The following is a 13270-nucleotide window of genomic DNA, read 5'->3' as shown; positions in this document are numbered from 1 at the left end:
CCGCGCCCAGAAATCCGACCTGTTCGCGCTCGCCGCCATGATCGAGGCGCTCGCCGCCCATCACGGCGACAAGACGACGAACAGCGCCACCAAGCTCGACCGGGACCTCTTCGGCGACCAGCCCTTCGCGACCGCCTTCGTCGCTGAAACGGGCGGGGAACTGATCGGCTACGCCCTCCTCTATCCCGTCTACCGCGCCACCGAAGGGGAACGCGGCATGGAACTGCACCACCTCTTCGTCAAGGACGGACATCGCAGCGAAGGCATTGGCCGCCATCTGATCGATCGCGCCAAGGCCCATGCCCGCACGCTCTCCTGCGACTTCCTCTCGCTGGGCGCCGCCACCGGCAATTTCGCAGCCTACAAGTACTACCAGGGCCTCGACTTCAAGGCCTACCCGGCCACCGGCATGCGCTTCCGCGCCGGTCTCTGAACAGTTCATGAGAGGGTAAGAGCACCGGTTCCCTGCCCGATGCTCTGGCTCCATAAAGATTGCCCGCGCAGGCCTCCGCGCGGGCAATTTTCTTGATAATCAAACAATCCGATAATGGAATTACCTGGACGGAATGGCCTTCAGATAGGCCGCGATCGCCGCGCGATCTTCCTTCGTCAGATGTGCCATGTTCTGCTGCACTGCCACCATTGAGCCGCCCACGCTGTCGAATTCAGGCGTGAAGCCCGTCTCCAGATAGTTGGCGATATCGGCAGCACTCCAGCCGCCGATCGCCTTGGAACCCGGCGTAATATTCGGGATCGTCCCCTTGCCTTCCGGGTTCGGCCCTCCGGCGAGCCACGAACTCGTCTTGAGACCACCCAGAATGTCGCGCGGCGTATGGCATTCGCCGCAATGGCCCGGCCCTTCGACTAGATACTGCCCGCGCTTCACCTCCGGCGAGGCATTCGCCAGTTCGACGCGCGGCTGATCGTTGAGATAAAGCAGCTTCCAGCCGCCCAGCGTGAAACGCATGTTGAAGGGGAAGCCAAGATCATGCGGCGGCGCGACATTGTCGCTCTTGGGCAGGGTCTTCATATAGGCGAAGAGGTCGCGCAGATCCGTGTCCGACATGCGTGAATAGGAGGCGTACGGGAAGGACGGATAGAGATGACGCCCCTCCTCGTCCACACCGCGCTTCATCGCCGAAGCAAACTGCGCCAGCGTCCACTTGCCGATGCCGGCCTTCTCGTCCGGCGAGATGTTCGGCGGATAGAAGGTGCCGAACGGTGTCGGCAGCGGCGCACCGCCGGAGAGGACCAATTTGGCATCGCCATCGGCGCCCTTGGCCGCATGGCAGCTCTCGCAGCCGCCGGCCCAGAAAATCGTCTCGCCATTCTTCACGTCCGCCGGGCCGAGATTGGCGAACTCGCTCTCCGGCAAGGGCTGCGGCCGCGTGATCCAGAAGAAGGCGCCAGCGCCGACTATGCCTATGCCGACGAGCGCAAGAAGCGATTTGGTGAGTGCCGACGCCATGGCATCCTCTCTTGTGAGACGGCTTCAAAACGGAAAAAGGGCGCTATCCTCGAAAAGGACAGCGCCCCTCCAGACGTTGAACGCCTTATTTCTTCAGGCGGAATTCTTCGTGGCAGGCCGAGCAGACCTTGCCGATCTGGCCCAGAGCTGCGCCAACAGCCTTCTGGTCAGCCGGCGGTGCGGCGATGAGCTTGTCGGTCACAGAAGCGAGTTCCGTGGCATGCCCCTTGAAGCCGGCCATGTTTTCCCAGATCTTCGGGCTGGCAGCGCCATCAGAATCCGGCTTGCCGGCCGGGAAGAGCGTCGGGAATTCCTTGATGGTCGTGTTGATGGTGGTCAGCGCGGTCTTCACGACGGCTGCGTCATAAGGCTTGTCGCCCTTGGCGATACCGGCAAGTTGCCCGGTGGCGCCACCGATCTTCTTCATGTCGGCTTCGCGCTTGTCGCCAAATTCGCTGGCGGCAAAGACGGCCGTTGCGGCGGTCAGACAGATGAGGCTGGCGGCAATCGTTCTCTTGATCATCAGGAATCTCCATTGTTCGCCCCGGCGGGGCTGACCGGGCTTTACACAAAAACTATCCCGTGCCGATCACTTCAAAATCACAATCCGGTGAGAAAAAGGCGCCCGAATGAAGCGGCGCAGGCACAGGAGATCAGCCCGGCAACGAAAACAACGAGTTACACGCAAAGTTCTTCATTGACTCAAAAAAGTGAACACTGTGGTCACCATTGTTTGCAATGACGCGCAAAAATCCGTCACATTCAACAAAAAGCCCGCCGCACAGCGTGCAGCGGGCTCGGACATCAAACTCGAAAAAGCCTTACTTTGCAGCGGCTTCGTACATTTCGAGAACGTAATCCCAGTTGATCAGGCTGTCGACGAAGGCTTCGAGATACTTCGGACGCGCGTTGCGGTAGTCGATGTAATAGGAGTGTTCCCAGACGTCGACGCCGAGAATCGGCGATGCGCCGTGAACGAGCGGGTTCTCGCCATTCGGCGTCTTGGAGATTTCGAGCTTGCCGTTCTTCACCGAGAGCCATGCCCAGCCGGAGCCGAACTGCGTCGTGCCGGCTGCGATGAAATCGGCGCGGAACTTGTCGTAGCCGCCGAGGTCGCTGTCGATGGCGGCCTGCAGCTTGCCAGGAAGCGATTTGCCGCCGCCGTTCTTCTTCATCCACTTCCAGAAATGGATGTGGTTGTAGTGCTGGGCGGCGTTGTTGAAGAGACCGGCATTGGTGCCGAAGGACTTCTTCACGACTTCCTCGACCGACAGGTCGGCGAGGCCGGCTTCTTCCGCCAGCTTGTTGCCGTTGGTCACGTAGGCCTGATGGTGCTTGTCGTGGTGATATTCAAGCGTTTCCTTCGACATGAAGGGCACGAGCGCTTCGTAGTCATACGGAAGGGCGGGAAGTTCGAAAGCCATCTTGGTCTCTCCTTGGTGTCCATTGGGGGGATTGAAGCGGATGGAGTGGAACATAGGTGTGTGACAGTTGCGAGGCAACCGCAACAGACGGAAAATTTGACGGAATTCGCCGTGAAAAACGCGGCGCCACGCACCGCCCGGCTCTGCCGGGGCGATGCCAAACGGCAGGTTTCCACTCAGATCGGCAGAATGCCCGCCTTGTGGGCAATCAGACCCGGCTTGGCAGTCATCAGCATCAGGCCCTCGTAGCGCGCCTGCGCCAGAAGCAGCCGCGCAAAGGAATCGACCGGTAGATCCTCAAACTCGCGGATCGCCATGGCGTGCTCGGAGCGCAGGGGAATCTCGTGGTATCCCGCATCCAGCAGACCACGCCTCAAAAGCCGCATTTCCACCGGCGGTCCATCGAAGCTTGAGGCGCCGCGCAGGCCGATCTCCCAGATGCTGGCCGCACTGAAATAAAGCTCGTTGCTCTCGTCCAGAATGAGCTTGCGGGCCCTGTCGTCCAGATGAACGCTATCGGCGGCCACCCAGACCAGAACAGGCGTATCGAGAAGGATCTTCAAAAGAAGCCCCCCAGCAACCCGTCAAGATCCGCAGGCGCCGATCCGTCAAAACTGTCAGCACCCTTCACATGGCCCATGAGGAACCCGATCCGGCCGGCCGTCGGCTCTTCCGCAATCGGCACGATCTTCGCCACCGGCTTGCCGGCGCGCGCCAGGATCACCGTCTCGCCGCGCTCGACCTCCTCGATCAGCCGCGACAGATGCGTCTTGGCCGCATGAACATTCACCTGCCGCATGAACCCCTCCACCACAAGACTAAGTCCCCTTGGTCTAGGCGAGGTCTGGGTCAGGTTCAAGCCCTGCCACGCTCTAAATTCCCTAATCCTGGTGGCCGCGAGTAACCGCTTGTAAGCACTCCTCGGTGTTTCATGATGGAGAAGGCCAATCTCCGCATGAAGGCCAGGTCCAACGCCGCGATCCATCGGCGGTCAGACAAGAGCTCGACAAGGAAACAGACCGGGATGCTGAAGGCATTTCAGACAGAGCGCAACAGAGACGAGGCGTTTGATCGCATCACCGCCCTGGTGAAGGACATCTTTAACGTCGATATTGCCGCCGTCTCGCTGATCGATGGCGGGCGGCAGCTGTTCCGTTCGATCCAGGGCCTGGACCTGAAAGAAATTCCGCTCGAGGCCAGCTTCTGCCGCTCGACCTGGTGTGAGCAAACGCCGGTCGTCATGCAGGACACGAAGGATCATGACGAGTTCGCCGACCACGATCTCGTCACGAAAATGGGGCTGCGCTTCTATGCGGGCGTGGTGCTGCGAACCTCGGAAGGCCTGCCGATCGGAACGATCTGCGCCATCGACCATGCACCGCGCATCTTCACCGAGCGCGAATTGCGCGTTCTGGAAAATCTGGCGCTCATTGCCTCCAGCGAGTTCGAACTTCGCGAATTCGCCCACCGCGACGCGCTGACGGGCGCCTACACGCGCCGGCATTTCATGCAGGAAAGCGCAAGACTGTACGAGATTGCGGCGCGCAAGTCGCTTCAGGTGTCGGTCATCATGCTGGATGTCGATCACTTCAAGTCGGTCAACGACCAGTTCGGCCATGCCTCCGGCGACGAGGTGCTGCGCTCGCTGGCCGCTGCCTGCCGGGCCAATCTCAGGGATTACGATGTCGTGGGCCGCATCGGCGGCGAAGAATTCGCCATTGCGCTGGAAGGCTCCCCGCAGCAGGCCGCCAGAACGGCGGAGCGCCTGCGCCGCGCCATCTCGCGCCTTCAGTTCACCTTCGACGACGCCCCCATGCACGTCACCGCAAGCTTCGGCGTCGCCTCGCTCCAGAAGGGCGAACGCGACGTCGCCGCAGCCCTCGCCCGCGCCGACAAGGCGCTCTACAAGGCCAAGGCCGACGGCCGCGACCGGGTGGTCGTCAGCGAGTAAGGGCAAACCGGAAGCACATGAACCCAAACCGTCCGGGCCTCGGCCTGGACGACGGCGCCGTCCCTAAAGCATCCGGGATCGCTAACGCCGCGCCCCCTTCATCGCCTCCACGATGTCCATCGTCTCGACGGAGACGCGGGTGACGCGGCCGATGAGGTCGATGACATGCTCCTTGTAGTCGGCGAAGCGATAGGTGTTGAACTTCTCGCGGATCGTCGGGTCTTTCGGCGTCTTCTCCTTGTACTGGTCGAGGATCCATTCGAGCCCCGAGCGGTTGCCGAGCCGATAGGAAAACGCCGTCTTCGGAATGCCGGACAGCGTGGTCTCGCCGTCGATGCGGATCACGCCGTTATCCGGGTCGGCCTTCAGGATCGTCTTCGGCGCGACACCCGCCTCGCGCGCCTTCTCGTCCGGCACATCGGCGCGAGAAACCGGCCACGGCTCGACAGTCTCGTAGCCGATATGCAATTCCATCAGCCGCCTGCCCCAGTCGGCCCATTGGCGGAAGTCGGGATAGAAGGGAATGCGCGGAAACTCGCGCTTCAGGTTCAGCGCATAGGTCTCGCGGTAGACCGGATCATGCAGCACGCCATAGACATAGTGGAAGATATCTTCCTTGGTGATCGCGGCCGCCTTCTTCACTCTCCCCCCTTGAGGGGGAGATGTCCCTTCAGGGACAGAGAGGGTTGTTGCGGCAGGCGCGGCGGCAGGTGTGGCACCCTCCTCCGCCAACTCCGCCGACATGTCCTCCGCAAGAGCGGGCGCCTTGCCGTAATGCGCCTGAAACTGGCGCAGTCCCCAGTCGGTGATATTGTCGATACGCTCGCCGGTGGGGGTGTAGCGGTAGAGGGGTATTAGGTTGTTTTTCTCAACAGCCTCATAGTCTTGGGGAATGCTTCCGGCCAATGTTTGAAAGGGTTTTGCGGACGAAGTCCCCGATACTGCAATAAAGGGCGTTGCTATTGCCCCGTCGCCTCCAAACATAGATAAATGATCTGAATAGAAAATATCACTTAATTGCTTATTCCAATTAAAAAATTTCTTCGTAAAAGGTCTCCACATCGACGAAACGAGTGGAGCGGAAAAAGTTACAGTTCTTCCAGATTTAAGCTTCGCCTTGAGGTCACGAGACCACTTTATTGACGGCTCAAAGTCTCGCAAACGCGTATGCCGCTGATATTCAATGGCAAAAAACGCATTCTTTTGCGCTAAAGTGTCTGCGTCAAAATCATAAACCCATTCGTCGCGGTTGGTCTTGATCCCGCTGACAAATTCCTTGAAAACTGCCCTCTCCTGCCCCGACGACTTCGCCGCCTTCGTCTTCTTGTCAGCAACCGGAATTAAACTCTCCCAATCATTTTCCGTCAGGTTGATCCAGTTGCCCTTCTTGTCCGGCTCGATCCGCTCGAAGGAGAGACCGGAGAGCTTTGACGATCCGAGAAAACTCAGCTTGTCGTCCGCCGTGTCCAATTCAGGGCGGCGGGCATAGAAGATCTTGCAGCCCTTCTGCTTGCGGCGCTTGACCATGAAGGAAATGGCGACGCCGGTCTGGATGCCGAAGACATTGTGCTTCGTGCCGGAAAGCTTGGGATTGGCGCGCACGTCACCGCCGAGATCGACCACGTAGATTTCGTTGAATTCTTCCGCGACCGCCTTGCGGAATCCGTCGAAGGTGCGGCTATCGATGAAGGAACGGTTGGTGATGAAAGCCAGCACGCCATCGTCATGCATGCGGTCCGACGCCCAGCGGAAGAAGCGGGCATACATGTCGTAGACCTTGGTCTTCTGCGCTGTGGAAAGCCGGATATAGCTCGATTTGATCAGCTCATCGACGCGCTTGTATTCGCGGTTCTTGTTGTTGTCGTTCTCGTTCTGCTGGTTCGCATTATAGGGCGGATTGCCGATGATGACGGAAATCTTGCGCGCATTCTGCCGCCTCACGCGTTCGATATTCTCATCCGACAGGGCCGCGAACATATCGTGCTGGAAACCCGCGCGGATGCCGAGGCCGCCAACATTATCCAGCGTGTCGACGAAGCAGAGATTGGGATATTCGGCAAACTGGCCGGAAATGGCCGCATAGGTCGCCTCGATATTCAGGTTGGCGACATAATAGGGCAGGATCGCCACTTCATTGGCATGCAGCTCGTTCTTGTATTTATGCGCCAGCTTGCGCGGGTCGCCGCGGAAATATTCGAGCAGCTCGCAGATGAACGTGCCGGTGCCGGTCGCCGGGTCGAGGATTTCGACATGCTCGTCGATGAGGTTCCTGCCGAAATGCTTCTCGCAGAGCCAGTCGGCGCCCTCGATCATGAACTTCACGATCTCGTTGGGCGTGTAGACCACGCCGAGCCGATCGGCCTTCTTGGCATCGTAGATCTTGTAGAAATTCTCGTAGATGACCTTGAGGAAGGTCTGTTTCTCGGCATGGCTGCTGATCTGCGCCGCGTTTGACCGGATCGCCGCATAATAGGGCTCCAGCGCCTTCAGCGTCTCCTTCTTCACCGCACCGATGAAGAATTTCTCTTCAAGTTCGTAAAGCTCGTGCGCGATATTGTTCTTGCGGTGGAAATCGCCCTCGTCGAAGACATGGGCGAAGATTTCTTCCGTGAGAACATGCTGGATCAGCATCTCGCGAACATCCGCCTCGGTGAGCGTCGGATTGATCGTCTCTTTGCAGGTCTCCAGGAAGCGCTCGGCCGCCTGCCGGAACACGGTATTCTGCGCATAGGCCGTCTCGATGCGCTGACGCAGCGCATCGAGCACGGTCGGCAGGTCAGCCTTGAACGTCTCGACCGCCTTGCGGAATTCCGCGATTTCCGGGCGCTCATAGCTGAAGAAGAGCGACACGAGACGCAACAGCCGTTCCGTGTCGGTCATCGAGGCGCGCATCACCTCCTGCCGGTTCTGGATCAGCACCGCGACGTCGGAATTCTCGAAGATGATATTGTCCTGCGGGTAGCCCTTGGCGAGCTTCTTGCGGATTTCCTCGTCGAGATCGTCCTTCGTGTCCTTCGCCTCCCAATAGCCGAGCGGCACCCGGATATCGTGCAGCACGGTCCCATCCGGATAGACGGTGGACTTCATCGACGTGTCATAGGGCAGTTCAGCCACGAAAATCAGCTTCTGCGCATTCGCCCAGTTGTCGAGCAGGCGATGAAACGCCTGCCGAACGATCATCTCGTTGTTCTGGGCCGAAATCTTGCGAAGCCGATCGACGTCGGCGAGATATTGATTGATCAGCTGCTGGCTCATGATTCCCTCTTGGCGGAGCCTAGCGAGAAGGCTCACGCTTGGGTAGCGGGTGTTTCTGCGCCGATTTTTCGGTGGCGCGGGAATTCAGTGTCGCATGAGATGGAAGAGCGGGGATTGCAAGGCGTTCTCTTCACCTCTCCCCTTGTGGGAGAGGTTACAAAATCAACATCTTAGCTGAAAGCTAAGTGTTAGATTTTGTTGGTGAGGGGTACCGCGCCGGGGTAACACCCCTCACCAAGTGCGCCCAGCACTCGCCTGCGGCTCGCACGGGCTTACTATCCTCTCCCACAAGGGGAGAGGACGATCCCTCACCCGCCATGCGCCCAATCCATATAAAGCCCGTAAGCCTTCCCGGTCAGCGGCCCCTTCTGGAAGTGGCGATCATCCAGCTGGATCACCGGCTGGACCTTCGAATAATTGCCGGACATGAAGACCTCGTCCGCCTTCATGAAATCATCGACCGACAGCGTCGTTTCCCGCACCTCCACGCCGGCGGCGCGGAGCAGCTTCATGACGCGAGAGCGGGTGATGCCGGCCAGGAACGTGTGGTTCTCGGCCGGTGTGAAAGCCACGCCGTCCTTGACCATGAAGATATTGGCCGAGCCCGTTTCAGCGACATTGCCGAGCATGTCGCGCACCAGCGCATTGTCGAAGCCGCGCGAGCGGGCTTCAGAGAGAATGCGGCCATTGTTGGGATAGAGGCAGCCGGCCTTGGCATTGGTGGGCATGCATTCCATCGTCGGGCGGCGGAAGGGCGAGAGCGTGAGCTTGACGCCCGGCTGGTCCTTCGGCGGCATGGCGGCCTCGAAGATGACGAGCGCGAAACGGGTCGATTCCGGATCGACGGCGACAAGCCCGGCGGAGCCGCTCTCGCCCCAATACATCGGCTTGATATAGAGCGGGCTGGAGCCATCGAAGCGGGCAATACCCTCGCGCGCCAGCGCCTCGATCTCCTGCGGCGTCTTCGTCGGCTTGAGGCCGAGCGCGAGCGCGGAACGATTGATGCGCTGGCAATGCAGATCAAGATCGGGCGCCACGCCGTCGAACCAGCGCGCGCCATCGAACACCGAGGAGCCGAGCCACATCGCATGGGTCGAGGGTCCGGCCACCGGCGGATTGCCGGGCAGCCATTCGCCGTCGATATAGTTCCAGGTGGTGATCTTCTTGTCCGCGCTGCCGTGCATGGCCGCCTCCTCTTCTTGTCGTTGGGCTGCCACTCAAGGCGCATTTCAGCGCCACGTCAACCCGAGGAAAATCCGGGATATATTGACGCGAACGTCAATCTGCCTCATTTTGCGCCGCACAATGGGGGAGCCCGCAACCAATTGCGATGGCTCGATAAAAAACCGGACGGGACATGTCATACGCAGCCTATGTTTTCGATGCCTACGGCACGCTTTTCGACGTACATGCGGCCGTGCGCCGCTACGCCGGCGACGTGGGCCCGGACGGGCAGCTTTTCTCCGACGTCTGGCGCTCCAAGCAGCTCGAATATTCCTGGGTGCGGGCGCTCATGGGCGGCTATCAGGACTTCTGGGCGTTGACCGAACAGGCACTCGACTACGCCTTCTGGCGTGTGCCGAGCGTCAACAAGGGCCTGCGCGACAGGCTGCTGGAAGCCTACTGGAAGCTCGACTGCTATCCGGAAGTGCCAGCCACGCTGAAAATGCTGAAAGCTGGCGGCGCGCGGATTGCCATTCTCTCCAACGGCTCGCCGGCGATGCTGGCAGCGGCGGTAAAGAATGCCGCACTCGACATGATGATCGACGACATTTTCTCCGTCGACGAGATCCGCACCTTCAAGACCGCCCCGCAGGTCTATGACATGGTGACGACCAATTACCGGCTCTATCCGGGTGCCGTGTCCTTCCAGTCGTCCAACCGCTGGGACGTCGCGGGCGCAACCAAGTTCGGCTTCCGCACCGTCTGGATCAACCGCGCCAACGCGCCGGACGAATACAAGGACTACGGTCCCTCCCTTATCCTCCCCTCACTCAACGGATTGGAGTAATCCTCATGGCCTGGTCGCCGGCGCAGTATCTCAAGTTCGAAGACGAACGCACCCGCCCCGCCCGCGATCTTCTGGCCCAGGTGCCGCTCGACGCCCCGGCGCTCGCCATCGACATGGGCTGCGGCCCCGGCAACTCGACGGAGCTGATTGCCGAGCGCTTCTCCAGCGCCCGCGTCGAGGGCATGGATAGCGACGAGAACATGCTGGAAGCCGCGCGCAAGCGTCTGCCGAGCCTCACCTTCTCGCAGGGCGATCTCGAAACCTGGCTGCCGGGGGAAAAGGCTGATCTGCTCTATGCCAACGCCGTCTTTCAGTGGGTGCCTGAGCAATTGGCCGTGCTGAAGCGGCTGATGAGGCAAGGGCTCAAACCCGGCGGCGTGCTGGCTATCCAGATGCCGGATAATCTCACCGAGCCTACGCATCGTCTGATGGAGGAAACGGCGCTTTCCGGGCCTTGGGGCCATCGCTTTGCCGGCGGCAAGGGCAAGCGGCCGGGAATGCCAACGCCGGCGGACTATATGAACGCGCTCAACCCGCTCTCGTCCCGCGTCGATCTCTGGCACACGGTCTATTATCACCCGCTCGCCAATGCCGAGGCGATTGTCGAATGGGTGAAGGGAACGGGCCTGCGCCCATGGCTCGATCTGCTCGAGGAGAAGAACCGCCCGGCCTATCTCGAAGCCTATACGGATGCGATCCGCAAGGCCTATCCGCCGCTGGATGATGGGCGCGTTCTGCTGCGCTTCCCACGGCTTTTCGTTGTAGCAACAAAGGTTTGAAAAATATTCGATTATCTTAATCTTCGAAAATCGAGATTTACGATAATCAAGATAAGTGAATATCAAGAGAAAGTTGCCGGCGGCTTCAAAATGCCAGATCGCGGTCTCCGCTTGATAGCCCGGCAACACCCAAAATTCCGTAAACGGCCTTGAGAACGACAAAAGCCCGGCACGAGGCCGGGCTTTCATCAAAAGTCCTGCAAGTCCGGATCAGACGAACTGGCTTAGCCCCGGAACCGAAGCAATCACATCGTCAACGACCTGATCACCGGCATATTGACGGGCCACATTCATGGTCTCCTTGGCGAGCGACGTGATCTCGCCCATGCCCAGCCCTGCGCTCATCAGCTGCTGGCCCAGCGCCATGATGCCGCCGCCGAGCAGTCCGCCGAGGAAACCGCCGCCGCCGTTCTGCGAAGCAGCCAGTTCTTCGGCGCCCGGGATCGCCGCGATCATGGCCGACACAGCCTGATCGTCGCCTTCCTTCTTCAGGAAGGAGAGCATCAGGCCGATCGCCTTTTCGGCAACAGCGGGCTCGAGACCGACAGCATCGGCAACCTTGGAAACCAGTTCGTTCATGAAGTTCTCCCGTAGAGTCAAAAATTGACGTGAACGTCAACGTAATAGAAATCGAGGCCGATGACAAGAAGCAGAGCGGCCTCTTGTTGCCGCAAGGACGCCGCCACCATATAGATTCATATCGACGATTCAATGAACAGTCGCGCCATGTTCGCAGGGCGCGCAAGGGAGCGCACCGCATGACGATGCTTGAGGACGGAAAGATCTTTATCGGCACCAGCCGCAAACCGGACGACAGCATCAACAAGGGCGAATATCTCGAACTCAGATACGGCAACCGCCACGGCCTCGTCACCGGCGCCACCGGCACCGGCAAGACCGTGACCCTGCAGGTTCTGGCGGAAGGCTTCTCTAACGCCGGCGTCCCGGTCTTCTGCGCCGACGTGAAGGGCGACCTCTCCGGCATCGGCGGCAAGGGCGAGCCGAAGGACTTTCTGGAAAAGCGCGCCAGGGAAATCGGGCTTGATGATTTTGCCTATAACAAGTTCCCCGTCATCTTCTGGGACCTATTCGGCGAGCGCGGCCATCGCATGCGTGCCACCGTCACCGAGATGGGCCCCCTCCTGCTCGCCCGCATGATGGATGCGTCGGATGCGCAGGAAGGCGTGATCAACATCGCCTTCAAGCTCGCCGACGAACAGGGGCTGCCGCTTCTGGACCTGAAGGATTTCCAGGCGCTGCTGACCTACATGTCCCAGAACGCCAAGGAAATTTCCGGCCGCTACGGCCTCGTCTCTCCCACCTCCGTCGGCGCGATCCAGCGGCAATTGCTGATCCTCGAACAGCAGGGCGCGACAAGCTTCTTTGGAGAACCGGCGCTGAAAATCTCCGACCTGATGCGGACAACCTATGACGGGCGCGGCTATATTTCGGTGCTCGCGGCGCAGAAGCTGATGTTGAGCCCCAAGCTCTATGCCACCTTCCTGCTCTGGCTGCTCTCCGAACTCTTCGAGGAACTGCCGGAAGTCGGCGATCCGGTAAAGCCAAAGCTCGTCTTTTTCTTCGATGAGGCGCATCTTCTCTTCAAGGACGCGCCGAAAGTGCTGCTGGAGCGCATCGAACAGGTTGTCCGCCTCATCCGCTCCAAGGGTGTGGGCATCTATTTCGTGACGCAGAACCCGGCAGACGTGCCGGACACCGTGCTCGCGCAGCTCGGCAACCGCATCCAGCATGCGCTGCGCGCCTATTCGCCCAACGAGGTGAAGGCGGTGAAGATCGCCGCCGACACGTTCCGGCCCAATCCGGATTTCAACGCGGCCGAAGTCATCTCCAATCTCGGCACCGGCGAGGCGCTGGTCTCGACGCTGGAAGCCAAGGGTACGCCGTCCATCGTCCAGCGCACGCTCATCCGCCCGCCGTCGTCCCTCCTCGGCCCGCTCAGCGATGACGGTCTGGCCGAAGTCCTGTCGCAGACGCCGATCGATGACGCCAACGACACCGATCTCGACCGTGTCTCGGCCTATGAAATCCTGGCCGGTAAGGCGCAAGCCTCGGAAAACAAGCAGCAGCAGGGCCAGACACCGCATCAGGAGGACATCCAGCCGCCGGATGGCGTCCCCGGCAGCAACCGCTGGACGCTTCCCGACCTTGGCTCGGTTCTCGGCGGTGGCGGCACGACCAAATCCGGCGGCCGGCAGCGGGAGACGGTGGTGGAAGCCGCCATGAAATCGGCGGCTCGGTCAGTCGCGAGTTCGCTGGGCCGCGCTCTGGTGCGCGGGATATTGGGCAGCTTGAAGAAGTAAGGCCTCAGCTTCCCGTTATCTTTTCGGCTGAACGGAAGACAGAGGGCGGAGGGCGCGCCGC

General features: G+C 60.2%; 13 protein-coding genes. 5 read left to right on the top strand and 8 right to left on the bottom strand.

Features of this window, described 5'->3' with window-relative positions; genetic code table 11:
* Window positions 1-37 precede the first annotated feature (37 nt).
* Entirely contained in the window at window positions 38-433 is a 396-nt protein-coding gene (locus tag ABID16_RS02370; protein ID WP_354555878.1) for a GNAT family N-acetyltransferase, read from the top strand.
* Between the two features lie 120 nt (window positions 434-553).
* Here the strand turns inward: ABID16_RS02370 and ABID16_RS02365 are convergent, their stop codons facing one another.
* The 5 genes from ABID16_RS02365 to ABID16_RS02345 form a co-directional block, all read right to left on the bottom strand.
* A complete protein-coding gene (locus ABID16_RS02365; RefSeq protein ID WP_354554748.1) occupies window positions 554-1468 on the bottom strand; it encodes a c-type cytochrome in 915 nt (304 codons plus the stop codon).
* A gap of 85 nt (window positions 1469-1553) precedes the next feature.
* Window positions 1554-1991: a c-type cytochrome gene (locus tag ABID16_RS02360; RefSeq protein ID WP_354554747.1), complete on the bottom strand. Its 438-nt coding sequence runs from the start codon at window positions 1989-1991 to the stop codon at window positions 1554-1556.
* Window positions 1992-2289: 298 nt separating this feature from the next.
* Window positions 2290-2892, bottom strand: coding sequence for a superoxide dismutase (locus ABID16_RS02355; RefSeq protein ID WP_112626275.1), 603 nt, complete (start codon window positions 2890-2892; stop codon window positions 2290-2292).
* A gap of 176 nt (window positions 2893-3068) precedes the next feature.
* Window positions 3069-3455 carry a type II toxin-antitoxin system VapC family toxin gene (locus ABID16_RS02350; protein ID WP_354554746.1) on the bottom strand — a complete coding sequence of 129 codons (387 nt, stop codon included), beginning with the start codon at window positions 3453-3455 and terminating at the stop codon, window positions 3069-3071.
* Window positions 3452-3691 carry a type II toxin-antitoxin system Phd/YefM family antitoxin gene (locus ABID16_RS02345; protein ID WP_354554745.1) on the bottom strand — a complete coding sequence of 80 codons (240 nt, stop codon included), beginning with the start codon at window positions 3689-3691 and terminating at the stop codon, window positions 3452-3454. Before ABID16_RS02345 ends, ABID16_RS02350 begins: the two co-directional genes overlap by 4 nt.
* Before the next feature lie 225 nt (window positions 3692-3916).
* On the opposite strand from ABID16_RS02345, the gene ABID16_RS02340 reads away from it, so the two are divergent.
* A complete protein-coding gene (locus tag ABID16_RS02340; protein WP_354554744.1) occupies window positions 3917-4843 on the top strand; it encodes a sensor domain-containing diguanylate cyclase in 927 nt (308 codons plus the stop codon).
* An 81-nt stretch (window positions 4844-4924) separates the two neighbouring features.
* Here ABID16_RS02340 and ABID16_RS02335 read toward each other — a convergent pair whose 3' ends face one another.
* Window positions 4925-8098, bottom strand: a complete 3174-nt coding sequence (locus tag ABID16_RS02335) for a type ISP restriction/modification enzyme (RefSeq protein ID WP_354554743.1) — start codon at window positions 8096-8098, stop codon at window positions 4925-4927.
* A gap of 308 nt (window positions 8099-8406) precedes the next feature.
* Window positions 8407-9282 (bottom strand): branched-chain amino acid aminotransferase, encoded by an 876-nt coding sequence (locus tag ABID16_RS02330; protein WP_354554742.1) that lies wholly within the window; start codon window positions 9280-9282, stop codon window positions 8407-8409.
* Between the two features lie 173 nt (window positions 9283-9455).
* On the opposite strand from ABID16_RS02330, the gene ABID16_RS02325 reads away from it, so the two are divergent.
* Both ABID16_RS02325 and tam read left to right on the top strand, forming a co-directional pair.
* Window positions 9456-10109, top strand: a complete 654-nt coding sequence (locus tag ABID16_RS02325; RefSeq protein ID WP_354554741.1) for a haloacid dehalogenase type II — start codon at window positions 9456-9458, stop codon at window positions 10107-10109.
* Window positions 10110-10114: 5 nt separating this feature from the next.
* On the top strand, window positions 10115-10888 hold the full coding sequence (gene tam, locus ABID16_RS02320) for a trans-aconitate 2-methyltransferase (protein WP_354554740.1): 774 nt from the start codon (window positions 10115-10117) through the stop codon (window positions 10886-10888).
* A gap of 210 nt (window positions 10889-11098) precedes the next feature.
* Here the strand turns inward: tam and ABID16_RS02315 are convergent, their stop codons facing one another.
* The gene (locus ABID16_RS02315; protein ID WP_354554739.1) at window positions 11099-11467 is read right to left on the bottom strand and encodes a hypothetical protein; all 369 of its coding nucleotides are present in this window, start codon (window positions 11465-11467) and stop codon (window positions 11099-11101) included.
* Window positions 11468-11652: 185 nt separating this feature from the next.
* Here ABID16_RS02315 and ABID16_RS02310 point away from each other — a divergent pair, with 185 nt between their 5' ends.
* Window positions 11653-13209 (top strand): helicase HerA-like C-terminal domain-containing protein, encoded by a 1557-nt coding sequence (locus ABID16_RS02310; protein ID WP_354555877.1) that lies wholly within the window; start codon window positions 11653-11655, stop codon window positions 13207-13209.
* Window positions 13210-13270: the final 61 nt, after the last annotated feature.

Origin of the sequence: Limnomicrobium aquaticum (assembly GCF_040545545.1) — a bacterium.
Classification (GTDB): Bacteria; Pseudomonadota; Alphaproteobacteria; order Rhizobiales; family Rhizobiaceae; genus Ensifer_A; species Ensifer_A aquaticum.
This window is presented reverse-complemented; position numbering and strand designations above follow the sequence as displayed.

Coding starts and splice junctions, on each gene's coding strand:
- ABID16_RS02370 (WP_354555878.1), top strand. CDS start 38: ATGATCGAGGCGCTCGCCGCCCATCACGGCGACAAGACGACGAACAGC.
- ABID16_RS02345 (WP_354554745.1), bottom strand. CDS start 3,691: ATGCGGCAGGTGAATGTTCATGCGGCCAAGACGCATCTGTCGCGGCTG.
- ABID16_RS02355 (WP_112626275.1), bottom strand. CDS start 2,892: ATGGCTTTCGAACTTCCCGCCCTTCCGTATGACTACGAAGCGCTCGTG.
- ABID16_RS02335 (WP_354554743.1), bottom strand. CDS start 8,098: ATGAGCCAGCAGCTGATCAATCAATATCTCGCCGACGTCGATCGGCTT.
- ABID16_RS02325 (WP_354554741.1), top strand. CDS start 9,456: ATGTCATACGCAGCCTATGTTTTCGATGCCTACGGCACGCTTTTCGAC.
- ABID16_RS02340 (WP_354554744.1), top strand. CDS start 3,917: ATGCTGAAGGCATTTCAGACAGAGCGCAACAGAGACGAGGCGTTTGAT.
- ABID16_RS02360 (WP_354554747.1), bottom strand. CDS start 1,991: ATGATCAAGAGAACGATTGCCGCCAGCCTCATCTGTCTGACCGCCGCA.
- tam (WP_354554740.1), top strand. CDS start 10,115: ATGGCCTGGTCGCCGGCGCAGTATCTCAAGTTCGAAGACGAACGCACC.
- ABID16_RS02365 (WP_354554748.1), bottom strand. CDS start 1,468: ATGGCGTCGGCACTCACCAAATCGCTTCTTGCGCTCGTCGGCATAGGC.
- ABID16_RS02310 (WP_354555877.1), top strand. CDS start 11,653: ATGCTTGAGGACGGAAAGATCTTTATCGGCACCAGCCGCAAACCGGAC.
- ABID16_RS02330 (WP_354554742.1), bottom strand. CDS start 9,282: ATGCACGGCAGCGCGGACAAGAAGATCACCACCTGGAACTATATCGAC.
- ABID16_RS02315 (WP_354554739.1), bottom strand. CDS start 11,467: ATGAACGAACTGGTTTCCAAGGTTGCCGATGCTGTCGGTCTCGAGCCC.